This is a genomic window from Edaphobacter flagellatus (genome assembly GCF_025264665.1).
GTDB lineage: Bacteria > Acidobacteriota > Terriglobia > Terriglobales > Acidobacteriaceae > Edaphobacter > Edaphobacter flagellatus.
This window is the reverse complement of sequence record NZ_CP073697.1, coordinates 1,317,607-1,341,447: the sequence shown is the minus strand read 5'-3', so window position 1 is coordinate 1,341,447 and position 23,841 is coordinate 1,317,607. Positions and strand designations below refer to the sequence as shown.

The window sequence follows — 23,841 nt, the reverse complement described above, 5'->3', positions numbered from 1 at the left end:
CGCGCTAGCTGACCATGGAGTCGATGAAGGCCGTGCTGTCGAAGGGGATGAGGTCGTCGATCTTCTCGCCGATACCGGCATAGAGCACGGGCAATTTAAGTTCGGTGGCGATGGCGAGCACGATGCCGCCCTTTGCCGTGCCGTCGAGCTTGGTGAGCACGATGCCGCTAACACGTGCGGCTTCGGTGAACAGGCGAGCCTGCTGCAGGCCGTTCTGACCAGTCGTTGCATCCATGACGAGGAAGGTCTGGTGCGGCGCACCCGGCACCAGTTTCTCGCAAGTACGGCGCATCTTGTCGAGCTCTTTCATCAAGTCGGTCTTGGTGTGGAGCCGGCCTGCGGTGTCGGCGATCATCACGTCGGTGGAGCGCGATTTGGCAGCGGCAAGCGCATCGTAGAGAGCAGCAGATGGATCGCCGCCCTGCTTCGTCTTGATGAGCGGAACATCGGAGCGCTGTGCCCAGACTTCAAGCTGTTCGATAGCAGCGGCGCGGAAGGTGTCGGCGGCGCAGAGCAGGACACTGCGGCCCTGTGACTTGTAGAGGTTTGCAAGCTTACCGGTGGTGGTCGTTTTGCCCGTGCCGTTGACGCCGACCATGAGAATGACTTCGGGTGGTGTGGCCGGATGTTGGATGGGATGAGCGACGCCGTCGAGGATCTGCTTGAGCTCGGCTTTGAGGAGCTCCTTGAGCTGCGCTCCGCTTTCGATGCCGGTGCGGAGTGCACGCTGGCGGAGGTGCTCCATGATGATGGCTGTGGTTGCGCTGCCGATATCGGCGGCAAGAAGGCGCGGCTCAAGCTCGTCGAGGGAGGCCTGGTCGACTTCGCGCGTAAGTGCGACGACCGAGCTGATGGACTCGGAAAGTGACTCGCGGGTGCGGGTGACCGCCTGCCGCATGCGGTCGAAGAAGCCGAGCTTCTGTGGCGGCTCGGGTTCTGCTGATTCGGGCTTTTCAGGTTCGGCAGAACGCTTGCCGAAGAGAGACGAGAAGACCATGCTGCTTTTAGTTTATCGGATCGGCGGCAAGCTATTGAAATTCATCACGGCCGGGGCGGGACATCAGATCGCGGATGGCGTCGGCCGGCTTTTTGTTGTGATGCAGGATGGCGTCGACCTGCTGCGTGATGGGCATCTCGACGCCGTAGCGCGCGGCCAGGCCGAGAGCGGCGGTCGTGGAGCGGACGCCTTCGGCGACTTTACCGCCCATGCCGGCGAGGATGTCTTCGAGCTTGCGGCCACGGCCCAGCTCGATACCGACGGAGCGATTGCGTGAGAGGTTGCCGGTGCAGGTGAGCACGAGATCGCCAATGCCGGCGAGGCCAGCCAGCGTCTGACGCCGGCCTCCGCAGGCGACGGAGAGTCTCGTGATCTCGGCGATGCCGCGGGTGATGAGTGCGGCTGCGGAGTTGTGGCCGAGGTTGAGTCCAGCGACGACACCGGCAGCAAGCGCGATGACGTTCTTTAGTGCGCCGCCGAGCTCGACGCCAGCGACGTCATCATTGGTGTAGACGCGAAGCGTCGGAGAGGAGAAGTCGCGTTGAATGATCTGAGCGAGCCGTGGCTCTGTTGCAGCTGCGACGATCGCTGTCGGAGAGCCAGCTGCGACCTCCTGCGCGAAGGAGGGGCCGGAAAGCACGGCGCAAGGGTTTGAGGTGACGGCGGCGATAACCTGCGACATGCGCAGGAAGCTGCCTTCCTCAATTCCTTTGGAGGCGGAGACGACGATCTGGTTTCTGGTCAGTAGCGGCGCAATGTGCGAGATGACGCCGCGCAGATGTTGGGATGGCGTGACGCAGAGAAGGATATCTGCTTCGAATATAGTGGCCGGCAGGTCATCGGTGACGACGATGCCTGCGGGTAACGTGAAGCCGGGAAGATAGGGAAGATTCTCGCCGTTCTCATTGAGATGTTCGGCCAGAGAGGAAGAGTGAGCCCAGAGCGTGATGTCGTGTCCTCCTCGACGAGCGAGGGAGAGTGCAAGGGCCGTGCCCCAGGCGCCGGCGCCGAGGATGCCAATGCGGCTCAAGCAGCCACCTTACGCGAGCCGAAGCGATTCTCCGTGCCGGAGAGCAGGCGGCGGATGTTCCCGTGATGTTTGAGGATAACCAGCAGCGGAATGAAGATATATCCCGCGATCACGATAGGTGTCCGGACAGGGGCGTGCGGGAGCGCAAGAAAAGGAAATAACGCCGCCGCCACAATCGAGGCAAGTGAAACGTAGCGTGTGATAAAGACGATGATGAGGAAGACGGCCAACAGATAAAGCACTGTGATGACCGGCACAAGGCCAAAGAAGACGCCAAGTGCGGTGGCGACGCCTTTGCCTCCCTTGAAGCCGAGCCAGACTGGGAAGCAGTGGCCGAGGACGGCTGCCACCGCTGCGCAGACGGCGATCTCGTAGGAATGAGGAAGTCCAGATGGTGCGGCGATGTGCAGCGCAATAAGAACCGCGACGAAGCCCTTGAGTGCATCGAGGATAAGCGTGGCGATGCCGAGGCCCTTTGCTCCGGACCGAGCGACATTGGTTGCGCCAATGTTACCGCTGCCCGTCGCCCGGATGTCCTGATGGCGAAAGATGCGGACGAGAAGGTAGCCGAAAGGGATGGAGCCCAGCAGGTAAGCGACCGAAATGGAGAGGAGCCAGGGAGTCATGAGGGCCGAAACTTGAGTTTATCAAGTCACGGCGCCAGAGCGTTAACAGGGCGACCCAGAGTTTATTGCACGTTTAAAAACGCTGTTGCTCCAGGAGCGCGATGCGGATCATCTCAAGCGCGTGCTGGCTGGCCCACCAGCGGATGCGGTCGCGGTCGCCGGGCAGGTTTAACTCCTTGATGCGTGTCTCTTTGCCATCGGCCAGCGCGATGTAGACCAATCCGATCGGCTTTTCAGCATCGGGACCCGTCCCAGGAGTGGGGCCAGCAATACCGGTAATGGCGATGCCAAGCGAAGCTCCGGTGCGAATGCGGATGCCTTCAGCCAGGGCACGGGTCACGGGCTCGGAGACAGGACCAGATGTGGCGACGAGGTCGGCTGGTACGTCCGCAAAGATGGTCTTGAGCGCATCGGCATAGACGACGGCTCCGCCGAGGAAGTAGCGCGAGCTTCCGGGTACAGCGGTGAGGCGCGAGGCGAGCAGGCCGCCGGTGCAGCTCTCGGCCGCAGCGAGCGTCAGGTGACGCAGCCCGAGCATGAGGAGGACGACTTCCTCGAGGCTCTCACCGTGCGAGGAGAAGATGGCATCCTCCATCTCGGCCTCAATGCGACCTGCCAGCTCGTCGACGCGCTCCTGCGCTTCGATAGCAGTGGCTTTCGAAGCGACGAAGTGAAGCTGAATCTCGCCATGACCGGCAAGGATGGTGGTATCGACATCGGAATATTGCTTGTAGATCGGTGCGGTGCGGGCATCGACGTGCGATTCAGGAATGAGCGCCATGCGCAGCTGGCGGCGCGAGAGATGACGTGGCGGCAACGTTGCTGCAAGGCGTGGCTTCACCTCCTGAAGGAAGAGCGGTTTGAGCTCGCCGGGAGGTCCAGGCAACAGGACAATGATCTTGCGGAAGCCGTTGACGGTCGTATCGAGAAACTGGCCTGGTGCGCTGCCTGCCGGATTGTTGAGAACGGTTGCGCCTGCAATAACGTCGGCCTGTCGGGCATTGTTGGGCGGCATGACCAATTTGCGCGCCGCAAATCGCTTGTAGAGTTCGGCAAGGATGGTGGGGTTGCGATCGAGCTCAAGGCCAAGGGCCTCCGCGGCTGCCTCGCGGGTGAGGTCGTCCTCTGTAGGACCGAGGCCGCCGGAAAAGAGGACGATATCGGCGCGTGCCAGCGCGTTGCGTGCGGCGCCTGTCAGATGATCGAGGTTGTCTCCGACGATGGTCTTGAAGGCCACCTGGACGCCGAGATCGTTGAGCTGTTCGGTAAGGAAGAGGGAATTGGTGTCCTGCCGGTGCGGCGTCAGCATCTCCGAGCCGGCTGCGATGATTTCAGCGATCATGGTTGACGTCAGCGTCCTGTGGTCTTGCGCAAAGCCTCGTGCACCATGATAGAGAATTTTCGGGAGATTGGCTGACGGGACGCAATCTAGAGCGCGACGCGGCGGAAGGTAAGGTTGATCCGAAAGGGGCCGGTGAGGGGATGAATCCCGGGCCGGATGGGGGCGACGCCATGGTAGATGAGCCGGGCGGGGCCTCCCCAGACGAGGATGTCACCGTGCTCGATGCGTATGCGGCGCGGGGTGTCTGTGCGGCGCAGGGTACCAAGGAGAAAGGTCGCGGGCAGCCCAAGTGAGACCGAGACGATGGGATGGGTGTAGTCCTGCTCGTTCCTATCCTGATGGAGCGAGAGGCGCGCGCCAACAGCATAGCGATTGATCAGGCAGGCATTCGGCGTAAAGCCCGCGAAACCGGAAGCGATTGCGGCATTCTGTGCGAGCGTGAGCAGAGGTGCAGGCATGGGCGGCCAGGGTTGGCCGGATGTGGGATCGAGGGTGGTGTAGCGGTACCCCGTACGGTCGGTCGTCCAGCCAAGGTCGCCTGTATTCGTCATCGCGACCGACATCGTGTGGCCGCTGGGTACGATCATCTGGCGGAAGGGAGAAATTTCGGCGACGGCATGAATGGAATCAAGCAATGCAAACGCTTCGTTCGCGCAAAAGCCGCGCAACAGCGTAATGCCCTCGGCGAGAGATTCTGTGGAGGGCGATGGAGTTTCAGGCCAGAGTGAGCCGCTACTGTGCATCGTGAAAGATCACTCCTAGAGTAAAACGCTGCCCTGATCGTATCGCGCTGACGCCGTGGCGCATGGCAACACGATAGACGCCGCGTGTTCCTCGCTGCGGCCGATGATTGACGGCGAAGATAACAGCTTCTCCTTGCCGCAGAGGTACGACGGACGCCCGCGATTGCATGCGCGGACGTTGTTCGGTCAGAACGAACTCACCTCCTGTGAAGTCGCGTGCCGGGTCGCTGAGCAGAAATGCAACCTGTAGAGGGAAGACCAGCTCGCCATAGAGATCCTGGTGCAGACAGTTGTAATCGCCCTGCTGATATTTGAGGAGAAGTGGAGTTGGTCGTGTCTGACCGGCATTGTGGCAGAGCTGCTGAAAAACGCGATGATCGAGAGGGAAGCGCGTGGGATTGCCGAGATCCTCATGCCACTGGTTCGCAATGCCAGCCAGCGATGGATAGAGGGAGTCGCGCAGTGTCTGGATAAGCGCAGGCAGCGGATAAGTGTAGTACTGATATTCGCCGCGTCCGAAGCCATGACGAGCCATGATGACACGACTGCGAAATTGTGTCGCGTCGTTGTATCCGGCGGCAAGCTGATTGCATTCTGCTGTGGAGAGCAAGGGGCCGGTGGTGGCATAGCCTTGCTCGTTGAGTTGGGTGGAGATGCGCGGCCAGTCGAGAGAGGCGATCTGTTCAGAAAGAGGCATTGTTTTACTGTGCCCGCATGATGTGCAATGCGGCACTCCGATTTGTGCATGCAAAGTGGCCATGAAAAAACGGCAGCCCGCGCGATGCGAGCTGCCGTTCTGTGCTGCTGAAAAGGAGGAGTTAGACTTTCGGAGCCCAGCCCTTTTCGTACTCGCGTCCCCAGTGCTTCATCGCTTCGGGGTCGTTCAGGACGTGGCCATTCGTGGTGTCAAGCGACAGACCGCGGTTCAGCTCCCATGCAACGTTTGAAAGCTGCAGCATGGTGACGGCAACGTTGCCGACCTCGATGGGGGCATTCAGTTTCTCGCCCTTCTGGATGCCGGCGATGAAGTTGGCGAAGTGCAGGTCGGTCATCGAGTCTGCGCCGACGGTATCGGCAGAGGACGCAGAAGACTCTTTCTTGGCGCGGAAGGACGAGAGCTTCGTGCCCTTCAGGTCATAGACGTCGTAGCCTTCGCGGTCGACGACGATCGTGCCGGTTGTGCCCATGATGGCCGCCCCGCGGTCGCGATCGTAAAATTTCATGCCCTGGCAACACTTGCCTTCCCAGGAGATGATCTTGTCGTCGTACTCGAAGCTGGTGACAAGCGTGTCATAGAACTGCCAGTCGTCCTTGAACTGATAGCGGCCGCCTGATGCGGAGACGTGCTTGGGGAAGTCGACGCCAAGAATCCAGCGGCAGACATCGATCTCGTGCGTACCGTTATTGAGCGTCTCGCCAGTGCCCCAGTGCTTGAACCAGTGCCAGTTGTAGGGATGGTAATTACTCATGTAGGCCTTGCGCGGAGCTGGGCCCTGCCACAGGTCCCAGTCGAGCGTCGCGGGTACTGGCGCAGGCTTGCCCGTGCCAATGGACTTACGCGTGTTGCTGTACCAGGCCTTGGCATAGTACGGACGCCCAATTGCGCCTTCCTTCACCTTCTGCGCGACTTCCTGCGTATGGGGGGACGAGCGCTGCTGGCTACCCATCTGAACGAGCTTCTTGTACTTGTCGCGCGCAGCGACCAGCATGGCACCCTCAGCGGGATTGTGGCTGCAGGGCTTCTCCACGTAGACGTGCTTGCCGGCTTCGACACCCGCAATGGCCATGGGTGCGTGCCAGTGATCGGGAGTGGCGATGGTGATGGCATCGACATCCTTCGAAGCCAGCACCTTCCGGAAATCTTTCTCGTTGAGCGGCTTCGTGCCGAATTTCTTTTCGGTTGCCGCAGAAAACTTATCAAGGATTGGCGTATCGACATCGCAGACGTGCGTAATGCGGGCAGTCTTCTCGTTCGCCTTGAGGGAAGAGAGATGCGCATAGGCACGGCTATTGAGGCCAATGACCGCAAAGTTGACGCGGTCGTTGGAGCCAACAATCTGGGCGTAGCTCTTGGCGCTGGAACTGACGGCTGCGCCAGCTGCGCTTACCGCGAGGGTGTCGAGAAATTCGCGTCGGGTGATCACTTTCGTTCTCCTTCAGGAATTAGTTCGGGCTTCGTCTTAATCGGGTACCACAGTACCTAAAACGTTTTGGCAAACGATTGCGGAATAAATGTACACGAGTGCAATAGCGATGAGCCAGAGGTTTGGTTAAATAAGAAAGCGCACCGGAGTTCGGTGCGCTTTTCTCGTTGTAAATGATGCGGTTAGAAGGTAAGGCGCAGACCCAGCTGGGTTTGACGCATAGGCGAGGCGCTGCGGATGGTGCCGACTGTGCTCAAGTTGGCCAGCGACGCAGATGGGTTTGACAGGTTCACGGTATTGAAGAAGTTGGTGAACTCGCCACGGAACTGCAGGTTGTAGCGCTCATAGAACTTGAAGTTTCGAAAGAGCGCAACGTCTATGTTCTTGTAGCCTGGGGCATCCAGAACGTTTCGTGGTGCGGTTCCATCGCTTCCGAGAGCAGGGATGGTAAAGGCCGACGAATCAAACCATCTCGAGGTCTGATCGAGCCGATTGAATGACGTCTTCCGCGCTGGATTGCCGGTCAGGTTCGGGCGGTCGTTGTTGGTTCCATCGAGGTTGACGTCCGATCCAGAAGTGACGGTGAACGGCGAACCGCTACGCAGCTTGATGATGGGAGAGATCTGCCACCCGTTGATCAGGTTCTTCATCAGGAACTCTGATCCATGGTAGTAGTCCAACATCCAGACGACGGAGGCCACAAAGTTATTGCGGTAGTCGTTGTCTGTACGTCCACGCTCGAGATACATCTTGGTTGGGTTCTCGACCGTAGCGGAGCTGCTCTGCATTCCGGCGCTCGACCAGTTCTTCGCCCACAGGTAGTACGAACGCAGACTGAAGTTGCGGCTCATACGCTTATTCGCCGTGATCTGGAGAGCGTGATAAGTCGAGGTCTGGTTCGACGCGAAGAGGCTGATGCCCTGATACGTTCCGGGCAAGATCAGTCGACGCTGATCGACGTTGGAAGTGGTGCTCGTATATTGGCAGTTCACTGCCGTGTTGCAGTTGACCGGGTTCTGTTGAGTGGCGATCACGGGGTAGTTGATATCCGTGCTGAACGGCAGGTGACGGCCCATGTTGCCAACGTAACCAATCGAGGTGGCAAAGGAGTTCGTCCACTGTTGCTCAACCGAAAGATTCGCCTGATAGGCCGAAGTCCAGTCAAAGTTCGGATCGGTCCGGTTGGTGCCGAAGGGGAGCGTGAAGCGCGGCGTTCCGCCCGGTACGTAGTTGTAAGGGAACGGCGAACCTGCTGGGTAGTTGCCGTAGGGGTTAGTGACTGACTGAATGTTGTTGAACTGCTGACGCAGGCCGAAGGGTTGGCTCGAACCGCCCCATTCGTTTCCGGAGACCGAGCCCCAGAACCAGCCGAAGCCGCCGCGAACTGCCGTCTTGCCATTTCCGTAGACGTCCCAGGCGAAGCCGACACGCGGGCCAAAGTGATTCCAACGGGTCGGAACGATGCCGCGCGATACACCCTTATCACCCACGGTAAGCTGGCCGAGCGGCGCTGTAGGCATGACGGTGGACTGCTGGCCCAGGTTGAAGTTGGTGACCTTGTTGTCCGTCTCGACGGGCGGGGTCTGGAGGTCCCAGCGCAGCCCGAGGTTCAGCGTCAGGTTGGGACGAACGCGGAAGTCGTCGAGAATAAATGCGCCGCCATACCAGCTGTTCATGCGAGCAATGTTCGGAGCATCCTGGTTCATGGTGTTGGGCAAGCCCATGATGAAGTCGGAAAGAGCTTTACCTGTACGCGAGGTGGTTGAATCGGCGAAGGCAAAGACGCCGTAGTTATTCAGCAGCGTCTCCTGCACGTCTTTGTCGAGCGATACGTTACCGCCAAAGCGGACAGAGTGCCGGCCATGCGTCCAAAGCACGGTATCGCGAAGCTCATAGTAGTTGGAGCCAGCGCGAGGGCCCGAGATGGCTTGACCTGCGTTGAAGAATCCACTGACATTGATCGCAGGAAGCGAAGGCGTCCCCTGCACCTGGAAGGCCGAGCCGTACTGTCCAATGGCGATTGCTGGAGTGTTGATGCGTCCGCCGAGATTGCGTGCGTAGCTCACCCATGCCTCATTGACCCAGCTGGGGTTGAAGGTATACGTGTCGCTGAGCACAGCGTTCCACTGACGGAAGGTGTAGTTCTGCTTGGACCAGCCAATGTTTCCGCCGGGGTTGCTCTGGTTGATGCCGCCATTCTCGAAGACCTCACCGCTGAAACGGTGTTTTTCCGAGAAGTTGTGATCGATCTTCAGCAGGTATTCATCCGTGTTGTACTGAAGCCGCAGAATGCCCTGATAGAAGTTGCCGGGCTGGTTGGGCAGAGGGATAAACGGAAGCGTGCCGTTGGGATTGACCAGATTCTGAACCGTCGGATCGAGCAGTCCCTTCGGAATGATGTTGCCAGCGAATGGCTTGCGAGTTGTTGGGTTACAGACGATGAAGTTGCCAGCGCTCTTGTCTGCTGCGCTGAGAGTCTGTGTGCATGAGGTGATGGCACCGCTCTGCGTCGGCAGGCTGGCCGAAAAATCTCCTGCGCGTTGAGCTGTCGTCGGTGTGATGGCTCCGTTAAGAACACCCGAGGTGATTTGCCGCAGACCGCCATAGCTGAAGAAGAAGAAGGTCTTGTCCTTGATGATGGGGCCGCCGATCGTGCCGCCGAACTGATGACGGTGCAATGGCTGGGTCGTTGCCGTATTGGTATTGTTCGTCCAGTCGAGCGCATTAAGGCCGTTCTCGCGCCAGAACTCGAAGGCTGAGCCATGCCACTGGTTGGTGCCGGATTTGGTGATGACGTTGATGACGCCATTGGGGAAGCGGCCGTACTCCGCGCTGTAGTTGTTGGTCTCAACGCGGAACTGGTCGACGGCGTCGGGGTTCGGCTGCACATTGCCGGTATTACGCAGTCCGGTCATGTTGGTGCCGCCATCGAGGTAGTAGCTGGTGGAGCCGGAGTTGGCGATCTGCACGCCACCGTTGATCAGCACAACACGCTGAGGATAGCCGAGCGTGAAGTTCTCTGTGCTGGTCTGTACGCCGGGGACCAGCGAGAGAAGGTCGTACACGTTGCGGTTGACGATGGGCAGGTTCTCGATCTCAACATTTTGCACAGTTGCGCCGACTTCAGAGGTCGTTGTGTTCACCAGCGGCACGGAGGTTGAGACGTCGATCGTCTCTTCAGCTCCACCGACCGTAAGCTGCGCGTTCAGGCTGGCCGACTGGCCCAGATCGAGGACGACGTTCGTCTGCTGGAAAGTCTTGAACCCGGCGGCCGTAATCTTCACGGTATAGTTTCCGACCGGCAGCAGGTTGATGCGGTATTCACCGGAAGCGGAGCTATCGGCGGGAAATGAGATGTTGGTGCCGGTATTGGTGGCAATGATGTGCGCGCCGGGTATCACACCGCCGGTCGAGTCGGTCACAAGGCCCGAGAGTGTGGCAGTGATCTGTTGAGCGTAGCTGCTTGGCAAAAGGATAAACATGCCAAGGGCCAGACAGATCAGGAGATTGCGGAAAGAGTGCTTCACTTTAAATGCCTCCGAAGAAGGTCCCGTTTTCTGTGAGTGCAAGTATTATTTTTCAAATAAAAACACGCTTGTCAGTCTCTCGCCCCGCGAAGACGACTGTCAACAGGTGAAAGTGTGTTTCAATACCTGAATCTTTCCAAATGTGACGAAGTGTAGGAGAAAAGCCTCTGCCTAGAGGCTTTTAGCCGATCAGCGAACGGCCTTCGATATCGAGTGCTACGTGAAACAGGGCGTCGCGGGTTGCCAGTACGGCGCAGCCATCTTCGACAAAAGCCAGTCCGACAAGATTGCTGCCAGAGACAGTCAGTGACGCTTCGCGTGAAGGTGTGATGCGTACGATGCCTCGCTGGCCGTGAAGGCTCGCGGCGACATACAGGTTGCCGGCAACATCGAACGCCATGCCCTGCGCGCGTCCAAGCCCCTGATAAAAGATTGTGGTGTTCCCGTCCCGATCGATGGCGTGAATCGCCTGATTGGAAGAAGTTGTCGGTCCGGTGACGTAAAGCGTTCCTGTATCGTCGAACGCCAGATGATAGGCAGCGATGGAGGGCTCAAGCGTGGCGAAGACGAAGATCTCGCGGTTCGGATTGATCTTGAAGATTGTTCCTGAGCGGTCGCCGACGTACAGATTGCCCTCACGGTCGAACGCGATACCGGTCGCAATGCCCATGCCTTCGGCATACGTCGAGATGGCTCCTTCGGACGAGATGCGATAGACGGTCCCTTCTGCTCGCGAGCTGGCATAAAGATAACCCGCATCGTCGAAGGCGAGCCCGGTAGGATTCATCAGATCGCGCACGAACGGAAGCATCTGGAAGTCGCGTTGAATGCGAAAGATGGATACAGGCGTGGCCTGGCCGCGCGCTCCCGAGAGTGTCGTAAAGACCTGTCCGTTCGCGTCTACTGCAGGATTGGCGACTGGATGCAGGTTTTCTGCCATCGGCACAGCGACGCGAAGTGTCACTGGATTCGACACCTCACCGTTACGGTGCAGAATCAGCTCGCCGGAGATGCTGCCGTCCTGCACGCGAACGCTTGCCCGGCCGGGCCGGCTGAGGCTGACCGGGGCGAAGACATCTCCGATCGTCGCATGGGGCATGCGATTACTGCCGGGGTCAAGGTGCGTGCCGTGCAGCTCGACCTCGCCGCCGGGCATAGCCGCAGGCGGTGAGATGCGCGTAATGTGCGGTGCGTGAGGCGATGTGGTGCTGAAGAGGCTCATTCACTGTTAAGGGTAGACTGCCAGCCGGACCAAAACAAGGTTGTTCGCTGCGCTACAGCAGATGCTGAACGATGTGACCCAGAATCAGCGCAAGGACACCTGCGGCAACATCGTCCATCATGATGCCCGTGCCTTCAGGCAGAGCTTCGAAGCGACGTATGGGCCAGGGTTTGAAGATATCGAAGAGGCGAAAGAGCAGAAGGCCAAGCACAGCATATCCCGGAACGCATGGCAGTCCGATCAGCGCGATCAACTGGCCTGCAGCTTCGTCAATCACCACATGGCCGGGGTCTTCGCGGCCGGACTCTCTTGCGACAATCGTGGCGACAGGGATGCCGATAAGAGTAATCACGACCGCAGCGATCGCTGTGCCCACGGCAAGTGCGGTCGTCGAAGGATGAACGATGTGGCCCGCAACATACCAGAGGATGAGCGCAGCGATAGAGCCGTAAGTTCCGGGGCCAGGTTTAAGCAGACCCGCACCGAAGAAGGTGCCGAGCGTCCATGCCCAAAGCGTTTTTTTCTCTGCAGGCGGGCGAAGCTGAACGTTGGAGTTCGCCACTAGTCTTCGTCGCCACCATCGCTCGGCTTATCGCGCTTCGAGCGCGAAAGCTCTTCCAGCAGATCCGGGTCCTGAATCGGCGTCGAGACCTTGTAATCGCCTGAGGCCCACTTGCCAAGGTCGAGCAGACGGCATCGATCCGAACAGAAAGGGAAGTTTTCGTTCTCGGCGAGGACGACATTACGACAGGTCGGACAGAAAAGTGCTTTAGCCATTGCAATATCGATTGTAAATCTCTGCGTGATCAAGGATAGCTGCAGCTCCATCAGGCAATGGAGCGCAGCAGGCCGCCTTCGGCACGCAGAGCAGCGCCATTGGTCGCGGCAGAGAGTGGGCTGGCAATGTAGGCGACGAGGCTCGCGATCTCCTCGCTTTTGATCAGCCGCTGCAGCAGCGAGCTGGAGCGATGCTTCTCAAAGAACTCCTTCTCTGCCTGCTCAGGCGTCGGGTTCTTTTCCGAAGAGATGTTTTTGAGGAAATCCACGATGCCCTCGGAGCGTGTTGGTCCCGGCAGGATGGTGTTGACCGTAACCGTAGTGCCTTTGGTGAGTTCGGCAAGGCCGCGCGAGATGGCGAGTTGTGAGGATTTGGTGACGCCGTAGTGGATCATCTCAGGCGGCGTCATGATGCCGGACTCCGACGAGATGAAGATGACGCGGCCCCAGTTGCGCTCGAGCATACGCGGAAAGTAGTGGCGCGAGAGGCGGACACCGCTGAGGACGTTGACCTCAAAGAGCCGGAGCCAGTCGGCGTCGGTGATCTCGGCGAAGGGCTTGGGCTCGTAGATGCCGAGGTTGTTGATCAGAATATCGGTGTCGGGGACCTGCTGAATAAGTGAAGCTGCGCCTTCGGCGGTTCCGGGATCGGCGACGACGCCTTTGACGTTGCTGATTCCGGCGAGGGCTTTGTCGAGCTTCTCTTTGCTGCGTCCGGGGACTGTGACCGTGACGCCTTCAGCGGCAAGAGCCTTGGTGATGGCGAGGCCGATGCCTGCGGACCCTCCGGTGACGATTGCTGTTTTGCCTTTGAGCTGCAGGTCCATGTCGTCTCCTGTGTTACCAAATAGGATGCAAGAGGGATTCCGTGGATTCACGCAACAGCGAATGCTCATTTGAGCTTGTACGCAAGGTAGTAGTCCCCTTATCCTTACCCAAGTTTCCTATTAGTTCAACTGAGGACGGTGCCTTGAGTGATACCAAAGATTTTGGAGAAACAGCCAAAGGCCTTGCGCGTAATCCACTAGGGATCATTGCGCTGTTTATAGTGCTTGTATACGGGTTTGCTTGTCTCGTAACCGCCTTTAGTAGTTCCTTTACAGCTGAACAAAAGACCCCTCTGATCTATTTTCTTGTTGGCTTTCCGGTTTTGGTATTGAGTGTTTTTTGTTGGTTAGTGAGCAAGCATAGTGGGAAGCTATTTGCGCCCGAAGACTTTAAAAATGAAGAAAACTATATGAAGATGCAAATGTCAGCGGTTGCTTCGTTGACGCTTGCTTCCGCGAAAAGTCAACCTCCAACGACATCTCTTGAAGTTGAACACTTAGTAGAGATGGTTCAGCATGCCAAGCCAACGGCGACTTCTCCTGCGCCAGATGGGTGGCGCAGGCAGGTTTTGTGGGTGGATGATCGGCCCGACAACAATATTCATGAGAGAAGTGCATTTGAGTCAGTCGGAATAACGTTTACTTTGGCTGAATCGACCAACGAAGCATTACGCATACTTTCTACTCGGAAATTCGCAGCGATAATTTCTGACATGGGTCGACGCGAAGGACCAAGAGAAGGCTACGTTTTACTGGATGCTGTTCGTTCTGGTGGAGATCAAACGCCATTTTTCTTTTATGCAAGTTCCAACGCTCCCCAGCACAAGCGAGAGACCGCTGAGCATGGGGGCCAAGGCTGCACGAACAATCCTCAAGAGCTTTTCCAAAGTGTTACTCGAGCGATTTTGGGCGCAAATTAGTTATTCGATGATTCTCACGACTACGTCGTAGTCGTGGGACTCGGTGATCTCGGCGCGGTAGAAGGTGCCGGGGACGAGTTCTTCGTGTGGGCCGAAGTCGTTGATGAAGACCTTGCCGTCGATCTCGGGGGCGTGCTGGATGGTGCGGCCTTCCCAAAGGAGTTCGGTCTCTTCGGACTCGCCTTCGACGAGGAGGTCGACCTCGCGGCCTACCCATTCTGCCTTTGCCCTTGCGCTGATCTTTTGCTGGAGCTTCATCAGCTTGCGGCGGCGGGCCTGAATGGTGCGCTCGGGGACCTTGAGCGCGGCGTCGAGCTCGAAGGCTTTAGCGCCCTCTTCGTCGGAGTAGGTGAAGACTCCGAGCCAGTCGATCTTCGCTGCCTTGATGAAGGCTTCGAGCTCTTTGTAGTCGTTTTCGGTCTCGCCCGGGAAGCCGACGATGAAGCTGGTGCGGATGACGATGCCAGGAACGATGCGGCGGGCCTTCTCGATGAGGTCGAGGAAGATTTTGGCGTTGCCGCCGCGCTTCATGCGCTTGAGGACGCTGGCGCTGGCGTGCTGCAGAGGTACGTCGAGGTACTTGGCGATGTTGTCGTGCTTCGCCATCGTTTCAAGCAGTCGCGTCGTCACCTTGTTGGGGTAGGTGTAGAGGAAGCGGAGCCACTTGAGGCCGGGCAGCGCGGCGAGCGCTTCGAGCAGCTGGGCGAGGCCGTCGGTGAGGCCGAGGTCTTCGCCGTAGCAGGTGGTGTCCTGGCCGATGAGGGTAATCTCGCGGACGCCCTGCGCGATGAGCTTTTCCGCCTCAGACACGATCGACGACATGCGCCGCGAGCGGAACTTTCCGCGGAGCTGCGGGATGATGCAGAAGCTGCAGGGGTGGTCGCAGCCTTCGGCGATCTTGATATAAGCCGACGCGCGTGGCGTGGCGAGGATGCGCGGCGTCTCGTCGGAGTAGAGATACTCGGGCAGTGCTGCGGTGGCTCCGTCCCAAGAGGCGCGGGAGAAGCGGCCCTGCTGCTCGCGGAGATCGCCTTCGGGGCGTGATGCGATCTCGTGGTGCTCGATCCTGACCTGCGTTGAGTCTTCTTCTGGCCGCGAATGTTGCTGCACGGCGCTGTGAGCGCGGCTGACCAGTCCCTGCGGCAGGATGTTGAAGGGCGAATCCTGCGGCTGCGTCGGCTTGGGTGCGAGCCCTGCGGCGGCGAGGATTGCTTCGAGCTCGCCGGTTCCGACGACGGCATCAACCTCGGGGATATTTTTTTGTATCTCGTCACGGTAACGCTCGACGAGGCAGCCGGCAACGATCAGCTTGCGAGCGCGGCCACCGTTGGCCTGCTTGTGCTGGGCCATCTCGAGGATGGTGTTGACGGACTCTTGTTTCGCCGAGTCGATGAAGCTGCAGGTGTTGACCACGATGATCTCGGCGTCTTCGGCTGCTGGGGTGAGTTGGCCTCCGGCGGAGTGAAGCAGGCCCATCATGACCTCGGAGTCGACGAGGTTTTTGGGGCACCCCAAGGAGACGAAGCCGATTTTGGGCTTTGCAGAGCCAGACGGGGCTTCGGACACACCTGTGGCTTCGGTTTGGACAGGGGGAGTCACAGCCTCCTAGTTTACCAGTTTTTCGATGTATCTGCTGCGCGCCCCACTCCGTTCGAATTTGCGCAAAGTATTCATAAATATTGGCTTATAGGCGCACCCCCGGCGGCGGCATAGCTGAAGTCCTGAAAACGCTGCGAGGAGGTTTGCAAAGTATTCATTCTGCAAAAGAAACAGTCCGGACACAGTGTCCGGACTGTTTCTCTACTCCTTCTATTGTAGCGAATGGAGTGGAATGAATCGGCACTTCGAGACGCATCTCTATGGATGCGGCAAGTTATTTCGATTCTGTCAGTTGGCGTGATATGCGAGCTGATTTGCATTCTCGGAGAGCTTGACAGGGTTTTGTGCGCGAAGCTTCACTGCGTTGCTTCAGGTGGGTTTTCGTCGACGATCTTATAACCCTGAGGAACGGCCAGAAGGCTTGCAGAGGGTTCATGGCGGTCGACCTCGCTGACGGCTACGATCTGTTCGCCGGTGCGGGGATCGTTGTGCTTGATGATCATGTAGATGGAGAGGTCGGGAGAGTACCAGTATTCATCGGTGATGATGACGTCTTTGCCGGTTGTGCTGACCTGTGCAGGGATTGTCCGGGTGCGGCGGATGCCGGTGAGGGTGAGGCCGGCGAGAGGTTGGGTGCCGATCTGCTCCTCTTTCAAGTAAGGATTGGCTAGAGCAGGGCGAGGCACGGCATTCGGCGGAGCCTGCGGCGGCTGGCGGAGCGTAGCTTCGCGGGCAATGTGGGTGTAGGGATTGCAGAAGATGTTGGAGCGGTCATTGGGATCGTAGATGTGGGTTTCGAGGATGCGGGGCTCGCCCTTGAAGCTGGCGGGGACAAGCTGGCGCCGCTCGTTGTAGATGCGGCCAGAAGAAGAGCGGGCGATGTGGTTGATCGTTGTACGGATATTAACGGTGCCGTCGGGGAGAAGCTCGTGCGAGATGATATCGACCTTGGCCGTAAAGGGAGCGTTGGGCACCGGCGTGACAAAGATGCCGGGGATATAGGTCTGAACGCCCGGGTAGACTCGCGCCTGCGCTGGAGGTGGTGGCGCTGGAGTCTGAGCGGAGACCGACGTAGAGGCGAAGAGGCTAAGCAGAGAGATTGCAGCGAGAGACGACGGCAAAGAACGCATCGGAACCTCGTGGCACGGCTGAGGGACAGCGTAACGCAAAAATAATGTTAGCCGGATACTAATTATTCGGAGGCACACGCTGCCGGAGTTTATTACGGCGGCGGGTTTGACTCTGCTGTTGACGGGCAAGGATACTGAAACTCGGATAACTCCGAAAATCTCTGTGTTTGAAGGCTGATACGTGTCGAATATTCTCGAATCGCTCCCTGTTGGGCAGAAGGTTGGAATTGCATTCTCCGGTGGTCTGGATACAAGCGCTGCGCTGCACTGGATGAAGCTGAAGGGGGCATTGCCCTATGCCTATACGGCGAACCTGGGGCAGCCGGACGAAGCGGACTACGAGGCGATTCCACGCAAGGCGCTGGAATATGGCGCGGAGAAGGCGCGGTTGATCGACTGCCGTCCGCAGCTGGTGGCTGAGGGGCTGGCCGCGCTGCAGTCGGGCGCGTTCCACATTACGACGGCGGGTGTGACGTACTTCAATACGACTCCTATCGGCCGTGCGGTCACGGGCACGATGCTGGTGTCGGCGATGAAGGAAGACGACGTCAGCATCTGGGGCGACGGCTCGACCTATAAGGGCAACGATATTGAGCGGTTCTATCGCTATGGCCTGCTGGTGAATCCGGATTTGAAGATTTATAAGCCGTGGCTGGATCCGGTGTTTATCGACGAGCTGGGTGGGCGCAAGGAGATGTCGGAGTTCATGGTGAAGTCCGGCTTCGAGTACAAGATGTCGACGGAGAAGGCATATTCGACGGACTCGAATCTGCTGGGTGCGACGCATGAGGCGAAGGACCTGGAATTTTTGAGCTCGAGCATGAAGATCGTGGTGCCGATTATGGGTGTAGCGTTCTGGCGCGACGATGTCGACGTGAAGCGCGAGCAGGTGACGGTGAGGTTTGTCGAAGGCATGCCGGTTGCGCTGAATGGCGTCGAGTATCCAGACCACGTAGAGATGATGTACGAGGCCAACCGCATTGGCGGACGTCACGGCCTGGGCATGAGCGACCAGATTGAGAATCGCATCATCGAGGCAAAGAGCCGCGGCATCTACGAGTCGCCTGGGCTGGCACTGTTGTATATCGCGTATGAGCGTTTGATCACGGGCATCCACAATGAGGACACGATCGAGCAGTATCGCGAGAACGGTCGCAAGCTCGGCCGGTTGCTCTACCAGGGGCGTTGGTTCGATCCACAGGCGATCATGCTGCGTGAGAGCGCGCAGCGCTGGGTGGCGAAGGCAGTGACAGGCGAGGTAACGCTGGAGTTGCGGCGCGGGAACGATTATTCGATTTTGAATACGGAGTCGCCGAACCTGACGTTCAAGCCGGAGCGGCTGACGATGGAGAAGGGCGAGTCGACCTTCTCGCCGCGGGATCGCATCGGCCAGCTGACGATGCGGAACCTCGATATCACCGACACGCGGGAGAAACTGCTGACGTATGCGAAGGCTGGGTTGATGACGCTGTCGAGTGGAGCGGAGATGCCGAAGCTGAAGGACGGCAAAGAATAAGTCCGGCATGATTACACATAAAGCGGCCTCTCTCAGGAGAGGCCGCTTTTGCATCCGCAAGATGAGTTTTTGGGACAGGCTCAGGCGAGTCTGCGGCGTAGCGCTCCGACAGCTCCCACCAGGCCGGTGCCGAGCAGTAGCAGCGTGGAGGGCTCAGGCGTTGGCGCAACGGTAGAGCCTGTGGCCGAGAAGTTGACTGTGCCGTCCGGGTCCGTGCTGAAGGAGAGCCAGCCCGGTGTTGGATCAAAGCCTGGCTTCAGCGATGCAATCGTACCTGTGCCCACAAAATAGCCGGGTATGCCGAACCAATCCGGAGTAAGAGAAGCGAGCGTGAAGGTGAACTGTGTCGCTCCACTGCTGAAGGTGAATACGGCGCTGTCGGGGACATAGCTTGCGTAGTCGATCGTCGTCGGCGTCACATAGCCGTACAAACCGCCATACAGCAGCGATGGAAACGAACCGGTCAATGCGCTCTGATCGCCGATATGAAGGTCTTTCGTGGCGAAGATCAGCTCAGAGCCTGTGTCCTGAACGGCAGGGCCGACGATCGTGAACTGGCCCGTAATTGGAGTTGCATGGAGCGCCGGTACGATGGCGAACGCCAGAATGACTCCGAGAGAAAGAAGAAGTTTGCGCAAGGTTGTTTCTCCTGCAAATGAACTGGAAAAGCTCTGCTTTGAAAACCCAGCCTTACAATAGAGCCGCATCGCGCAAGTGCCTAGTCTGAAAGCATTTTCCGGGATTATGCAAAGTGTTGCACTGAAATGAGTTCTCTCTTTTTATGAATGAAATAAGTGATTCCTCGCAGTGCCGTGAGGCCCGAAAAGGAGGCTAAATTTGGTGCGATTATCGCCCTTGACTGGTGATGGCCATTCGCAAAAGAGCGCTATGCCATGCGACATAGCGCTCTTTTCTGCAATGCAGAACAACGATGGAAGCTTATGCCAGTCCGTTGCGCGTGATGACTTCTTTGTAGAAGTGAGCGCTTAGTTTCGGCGTGCGCTTTTGAGTCTTGAAGTCGACATAATGAAGACCGAAGCGGTAGTCGTAGCCATCGGCCCACTCGAAGTTATCCATGAACGACCAGCAGAAGTAGCCCTTGACGGGGACGCCTTCGGAGACGCCGCGCTGCAGCTGTGTGAGGTAGTTGCGCAGGTACATCACGCGGTCGGAGTCGTAGACGTGTCCATCGGGGGTGAGGATGTCGGTAGACGAGGCTCCGTTCTCGGTGATGTAGATCTCCTTCACTCCCCAGATCTCCGAGATGAACTTCGGGCCCCAGTAGAGGCCCTGTGGGCCGACATGCAGCCAGGAACTCATCATGTGCGGGTACGAGGCTGGGTCGGGAACGACGGCGTAGCCTCGCGGGTTGGCATCGGCGCGCACCCAGGTGGCGGTGTAGTTGTTGAAGCCGACGAAATCGATGGGCGAGCCGATGGCCTTCATGTCGGCGGCGGTGAATCTGGGGGCGTTCGCGCCGTGGTGTTCGAGATAGGCGTCGGTATATTTGCCTTCGAGCACAACGGTGAGGTAGCCGGCGTTTTCTTCGCGCATGGCTTTGCGGGCGGCGGCGATGTGTTCGGCGTTCTCGATGACGGGAGCACAGGCCTGCGAGTTTTCGGCGAATCCGATCTTGGTGCCGGGCCTGGCGTGGGCGCGGATGGCCTGCACGCCGAGTCCGTGGGCAAGCACGGCGTGGTGGCGCACCTGGTTGACCTTGTCGGGCGTGAGGCGGAGTCCCGGAGCATGGCGCCCTTCGCGGTAGCCGATGTCGACGAAGGAACTCATCTCATTGAGCGTCATGAAGTGCTTGACGCGGTCAGAGAGATGTCCGGCGACGTAGCCCGCATAGTTGGCGAAGGCTTCGGAGGTATCGCGCGACTGCCAGCCGCCTTTGTCTTCGAGCGCCTGCGGGAGGTCCCAGTGGAAGAGCGTGCAGTAGGGCTGAATGTTGTTGGCGAGCAACTCGTCGACGAGGCGGTTATAGAAATCGAGGCCCTTTGGGTTAGGAGTGCCCGTTCCGGTTGGGAAGATGCGTGGCCACGCGACGGAGAAGCGGTAGGTCTGGAGGCCAAGCGCTTTCATGAGCTGGATGTCGCTCTTGTAGCGATGGTAGTGGTCGTTGGCAACGTCGCCTGTGTCGCCGTTGTTGGTCTTACCGGGCGTGTGCGAGAAGGTGTCCCAGATGGATGGGCCGCGTCCGTCTTCGTTGACAGCGCCTTCGACCTGATACGAGGCCGTAGCCGATCCCCACAGAAAGCCTTTAGGAAAAGGATGCGGTGTCGGCGCGGAGCCTGCGCCGGACGGTGCCGCGAAGGCGGGAAGAACAGTTGGAGCAAGTGCCGCGGAGCCGAAAAGTTTGGCGAATGTTCGTCGAGACAAACGATTGTTCAAAGGTTTTTCCTGCCTTCCTTTTGTTGTCAGGGAAGTGTAGCTGCTTCTGGCTGTAGGTGCCAATGAATTTTGGCGAACAAAAATGAGTTAAGGAAGTCTGGCTGCCTCTTGAATCGGGTCCCAATGGTCCTTGCCACGGAGAAAGTTCTGCGGCAGAAACTGGTTAGCCTGCTCGGCGGTGAGCGGATGCGACCACGGCACGCGATGGAGAACGTTGGCGCCGGGGCCTTTGTTGCCGAATTCGGCATAGTAGGCAGTCTTTTCGTTTGCGGGATTGTTCCAATTATTCCAGCCAGCGGGGTCCAGGTCGGCAGGGAGCTCGGTATGGATAGAGACGACCCGCGAGTAGGGACGCCACGGACGGCCGAGGGCTGTGGTGGTTCGTGCAGCATTGCCGCCGGTGTGATCGATGCTGCTGGTGACGTTGCTGTTGATGATGACGTAACCCGTGGACTGATCGGCGGAGGTGCGCGACTGTGCGGTAAGGTAGCCGGGGCCGTTGGCGTGCAGCTCGGAACGATCGAAGACAGCGGCGGCGTTGCCGAAGATGAAGTCCACGCCGCCCTCGATGTAGGAATCGATGTAGTACTGACGGCCGTAATCGGCGAAAAGCGTGTCCTGATGGCCGAGGAAGCGGCAATGCTTGAAGATGGCGCGGTCGGAGCGGACGGCAATCGCGACGGCCTGGCCGGTGTTTCCGGCGGAGTTCTCGAAGGTGAGGTTGTCGGCTTCGAAGCCATCCCCGTTTACCTCAACGGTCTGGGTAAAGAAGGTCCCGCCTGCCTGCCTGGCGTTCAGCGAGTTCGTGATGACGACATCTTCAGGAGATTTGCCTTTGCCGATGAGAGTGATGTTGGGATGGTTCTGCGTGACGATCACGCGCTCGTGATAGATGCCGGGCTCGATCTCGATATAGACGCGTGCGGGGCTGCCATCTTTTCCGAGCGATCCAGCGGCGGGCCAGGGGTGATGGTCCAGCGCATTCTGGATCGTAGGAAAAACGGTGCGATTTTCGTTGCCGGGATCGGCGTGTGGCGCTGCGGGATCGACGCGAACGTGGATGTCCTGCGCGTAAGCAATTATGGAGGCTGCTAGGAAAATTGGCAGGACCACTTTCATGGCAGCAAGAGTACCACGGCAGCGACAAACCTCTGGCCGTGGGCTGCTAACGGTTTTTACGAATCCGGATCGATGCCCATCATGCGAACGATGGCAAGAGCATTGGAGGTGGGATTGACGCCGGGTTTGAGAAGAAAGTCGAAGGCGAGAGGATCGTTGGGTTCGGGGCTGGCCATGTGCACATTGATGCCGTGCGTCTGAGGAGTAGCCAGGCCGGTGAGCGCAAGGTCGTGGGTGGAGAGTGCTCCAATGGCGTGATTGTGCAGGAGATCGCGAAGAACGGCACCGGCGGCAATGGCCCGGTCGTGCGAGTTGGTTCCGCTGAAGAGCTCGTCGATAAGAAAGAGCGTAGGGGATTGTTTGCTGGCTGTGAGGATGGCGCTGAGGCGCTCAACCTCAGCAAGGAACTTGGATTTCCCATCGGCAAGGGAGTCGGTGAGTGCGAGCGAGGCACCGATGGTGAAGAAGGTGAGGTGCAGCGAGCTGGCGCGGACGGGAGCACCAGCGTAGGCGAGCACGGCATTGAGTCCGATAGAACGCAGCAGGGTTGATTTGCCGGCCATGTTAGAGCCACTGATGAGATAGAAGCGTGTGGAGGTATCGAGTGCAATGTCGTTGCGAACGCAGGTGGCGACAGAGATCAGCGGATGGCCGAGCGCCGAGGCGTAAAAGACGGCGGGCTTGTCGAGTGGAGAAAATGTGGGGTACACATCTCGAGGATGCTCGAAGGCATAGTTGGCGATGGCGCAGAGAGCCTCGAAGCTCGCCCAGGCTTGCAACCACTGCGGCATGGCAGCGGCATAAGTGGCTTCCAGTTCGCGATGTTGATGGCGGCGTGCGTGCCGGTCGAGAACAGGATGGAAAGGACAACAGCGTATTCCTTCTTGAGTTGCTCGACGATGACAAACTGGCTCTGAATGCGGCGAAGTGCAGGCAGGGCAGGCATGGGCTCGCGAAGAATCTGCTGCAGGTGTTGCAGGTGTGTCGTATTGAATTGCTGCTTCAGGAAGAGATCGACGCCGTCATGGAAGAGCTGCATCTGCGAGGAGACGCGGGAGGCGTTGAGGATAGGTAGAACTTTGCTTCTTACTGAGAGGAAGATAAGTCCCTGAAGAGCGAAACACGCTGCAAGCACCGGAAAGATACTGGGCCAGGAAAGAAAGTGAAAGATCCCGCAGAAAAGGAGTGAGAGGACAGCGATGGAGATAAGAACGAGCGCGGGAGTGATGGCTGGATTAAAGCGCGGTGGTGGGGAGGCGAGCCAGGAATCGAACGCGGAGGCGGGAGCGTCCTGAAAGCGAGACGGACCGAGAAGCGCGAGTTGCTCGCGAAGCGCGGGGAGCGGCGCCAGCTCCTGCACACATTGCTGGCGTTCCAGAACTTCAGTGGGAGTGATGGGGTCGAGAAGAAGATGAGCTAACCCGCGGCGGCCTATGCCGGTGCGGGTAGTGGCGAGCAGGCCGAAGAGAGAACTAGAGCCCAGAACGTTAAGATCGTGATCGTAGAGATGCGCTGGCGAATGGAACTCCTCGCCGGTATGACCCGATTGAGGATTGGTTCCATCGACGCGCGCAATGCCGATGTCGTAGAAAACCTGCAAACGGTGGATACGAAGCAGCTCATTCTGCCGGCCGATGTACGCAGGAAGAGAGACCGCGAAGGCAACGGCCGGAATGGAGACAATCCATGGCGAGGTGGAATGCGAGCCGAGGCCCAGGAAGAGAAAGAGCGCGGCGCAGCCAACGAGAAAGATGCGATGCTGCTGACGGCCCGTAATGACGTGCTGTTGTTCCACCTCAAGTGCGGCGAGGCGCTCACGGTAGTAGGTTTGGACTGCTTCGTTCTCCGCAGGCGCCAGCATAGATGCACTGTCAAGGGTAGCAGGCTGTGGATGCGTCGAAGGGCGCGAGGATGGTAGACTAGATCGT

21 protein-coding genes are annotated in these 23,841 nt (G+C 58.6%); 2 read left to right on the top strand and 19 right to left on the bottom strand.

Translation table 11 applies throughout. The features are described 5' to 3' along the window. Nucleotides 1-4: 4 nt before the first annotated feature. From ftsY to KFE13_RS05545, 12 genes are all read right to left on the bottom strand, one after another. Nucleotides 5-997, bottom strand: a complete 993-nt coding sequence (gene ftsY, locus KFE13_RS05600) for a signal recognition particle-docking protein FtsY (protein ID WP_260706182.1) — start codon at nt 995-997, stop codon at nt 5-7. Between the two features lie 31 nt (nt 998-1,028). Then, nucleotides 1,029-2,027, bottom strand: a complete 999-nt coding sequence (locus KFE13_RS05595; protein ID WP_260706181.1) for an NAD(P)H-dependent glycerol-3-phosphate dehydrogenase — start codon at nt 2,025-2,027, stop codon at nt 1,029-1,031. Further along, nucleotides 2,024-2,653, bottom strand: coding sequence for a glycerol-3-phosphate 1-O-acyltransferase PlsY (plsY, locus tag KFE13_RS05590; protein WP_260706180.1), 630 nt, complete (start codon nt 2,651-2,653; stop codon nt 2,024-2,026). The genes KFE13_RS05595 and plsY overlap by 4 nt, the downstream gene beginning before the upstream one ends. 73 nt (nt 2,654-2,726) lie before the next feature. Then, entirely contained in the window at nt 2,727-3,995 is a 1,269-nt protein-coding gene (locus KFE13_RS05585; protein ID WP_260706179.1) for a competence/damage-inducible protein A, read from the bottom strand. 86 nt (nt 3,996-4,081) lie between these two features. Continuing rightward, a complete protein-coding gene (gene alkB / locus KFE13_RS05580; protein WP_260706178.1) occupies nt 4,082-4,738 on the bottom strand; it encodes a DNA oxidative demethylase AlkB in 657 nt (218 codons plus the stop codon). Beyond that, entirely contained in the window at nt 4,728-5,435 is a 708-nt protein-coding gene (locus KFE13_RS05575) for a 2OG-Fe(II) oxygenase (RefSeq protein WP_260706177.1), read from the bottom strand. The genes alkB and KFE13_RS05575 overlap by 11 nt, the downstream gene beginning before the upstream one ends. Before the next feature lie 121 nt (nt 5,436-5,556). After that, nucleotides 5,557-6,882: a Gfo/Idh/MocA family protein gene (locus KFE13_RS05570; protein WP_260706176.1), complete on the bottom strand. Its 1,326-nt coding sequence runs from the start codon at nt 6,880-6,882 to the stop codon at nt 5,557-5,559. A 182-nt stretch (nt 6,883-7,064) separates the two neighbouring features. Then, nucleotides 7,065-10,409, bottom strand: a complete 3,345-nt coding sequence (locus tag KFE13_RS05565; RefSeq protein WP_260706175.1) for a TonB-dependent receptor — start codon at nt 10,407-10,409, stop codon at nt 7,065-7,067. Nucleotides 10,410-10,590: 181 nt separating this feature from the next. Continuing rightward, nucleotides 10,591-11,631 carry an SMP-30/gluconolactonase/LRE family protein gene (locus KFE13_RS05560; RefSeq protein WP_260706174.1) on the bottom strand — a complete coding sequence of 347 codons (1,041 nt, stop codon included), beginning with the start codon at nt 11,629-11,631 and terminating at the stop codon, nt 10,591-10,593. Between the two features lie 52 nt (nt 11,632-11,683). After that, nucleotides 11,684-12,193, bottom strand: a complete 510-nt coding sequence (locus KFE13_RS05555; protein ID WP_260706173.1) for a phosphatidylglycerophosphatase A family protein — start codon at nt 12,191-12,193, stop codon at nt 11,684-11,686. Further along, nucleotides 12,193-12,408 carry a DNA gyrase inhibitor YacG gene (locus KFE13_RS05550; RefSeq protein WP_260706172.1) on the bottom strand — a complete coding sequence of 72 codons (216 nt, stop codon included), beginning with the start codon at nt 12,406-12,408 and terminating at the stop codon, nt 12,193-12,195. The genes KFE13_RS05555 and KFE13_RS05550 overlap by 1 nt, the downstream gene beginning before the upstream one ends. 50 nt (nt 12,409-12,458) lie before the next feature. Beyond that, nucleotides 12,459-13,235 carry an SDR family NAD(P)-dependent oxidoreductase gene (locus KFE13_RS05545; protein ID WP_260706171.1) on the bottom strand — a complete coding sequence of 259 codons (777 nt, stop codon included), beginning with the start codon at nt 13,233-13,235 and terminating at the stop codon, nt 12,459-12,461. 143 nt (nt 13,236-13,378) lie between these two features. On the opposite strand from KFE13_RS05545, the gene KFE13_RS05540 reads away from it, so the two are divergent. Next, nucleotides 13,379-14,155, top strand: a complete 777-nt coding sequence (locus KFE13_RS05540) for a response regulator (RefSeq protein WP_260706170.1) — start codon at nt 13,379-13,381, stop codon at nt 14,153-14,155. On the opposite strand, the gene rimO is transcribed toward KFE13_RS05540, so the two are convergent. Both rimO and KFE13_RS05530 read right to left on the bottom strand, forming a co-directional pair. Further along, a complete protein-coding gene (gene rimO, locus KFE13_RS05535) occupies nt 14,156-15,754 on the bottom strand; it encodes a 30S ribosomal protein S12 methylthiotransferase RimO (RefSeq protein ID WP_260706169.1) in 1,599 nt (532 codons plus the stop codon). A gap of 356 nt (nt 15,755-16,110) precedes the next feature. Continuing rightward, the gene (locus KFE13_RS05530) at nt 16,111-16,884 is read right to left on the bottom strand and encodes a hypothetical protein (RefSeq protein WP_260706168.1); all 774 of its coding nucleotides are present in this window, start codon (nt 16,882-16,884) and stop codon (nt 16,111-16,113) included. Nucleotides 16,885-17,065: 181 nt separating this feature from the next. Here KFE13_RS05530 and argG point away from each other — a divergent pair, with 181 nt between their 5' ends. Next, nucleotides 17,066-18,400, top strand: a complete 1,335-nt coding sequence (gene argG / locus KFE13_RS05525) for an argininosuccinate synthase (protein WP_260706167.1) — start codon at nt 17,066-17,068, stop codon at nt 18,398-18,400. Between the two features lie 80 nt (nt 18,401-18,480). On the opposite strand, the gene KFE13_RS05520 is transcribed toward argG, so the two are convergent. The 5 genes from KFE13_RS05520 to KFE13_RS05500 form a co-directional block, all read right to left on the bottom strand. Beyond that, nucleotides 18,481-19,038, bottom strand: a complete 558-nt coding sequence (locus tag KFE13_RS05520; RefSeq protein WP_260706166.1) for a PEP-CTERM sorting domain-containing protein — start codon at nt 19,036-19,038, stop codon at nt 18,481-18,483. Between the two features lie 301 nt (nt 19,039-19,339). Next, on the bottom strand, nt 19,340-20,794 hold the full coding sequence (locus KFE13_RS05515; protein ID WP_260706165.1) for a GH1 family beta-glucosidase: 1,455 nt from the start codon (nt 20,792-20,794) through the stop codon (nt 19,340-19,342). Nucleotides 20,795-20,881: 87 nt separating this feature from the next. Beyond that, the gene (locus KFE13_RS05510) at nt 20,882-21,913 is read right to left on the bottom strand and encodes a pectinesterase family protein (RefSeq protein WP_260706164.1); all 1,032 of its coding nucleotides are present in this window, start codon (nt 21,911-21,913) and stop codon (nt 20,882-20,884) included. Between the two features lie 56 nt (nt 21,914-21,969). Further along, nucleotides 21,970-22,623: a MutS-related protein gene (locus KFE13_RS05505; protein ID WP_260706163.1), complete on the bottom strand. Its 654-nt coding sequence runs from the start codon at nt 22,621-22,623 to the stop codon at nt 21,970-21,972. Next, nucleotides 22,554-23,774, bottom strand: coding sequence for a hypothetical protein (locus tag KFE13_RS05500; RefSeq protein ID WP_260706162.1), 1,221 nt, complete (start codon nt 23,772-23,774; stop codon nt 22,554-22,556). The genes KFE13_RS05505 and KFE13_RS05500 overlap by 70 nt, the downstream gene beginning before the upstream one ends. Nucleotides 23,775-23,841: the final 67 nt, after the last annotated feature.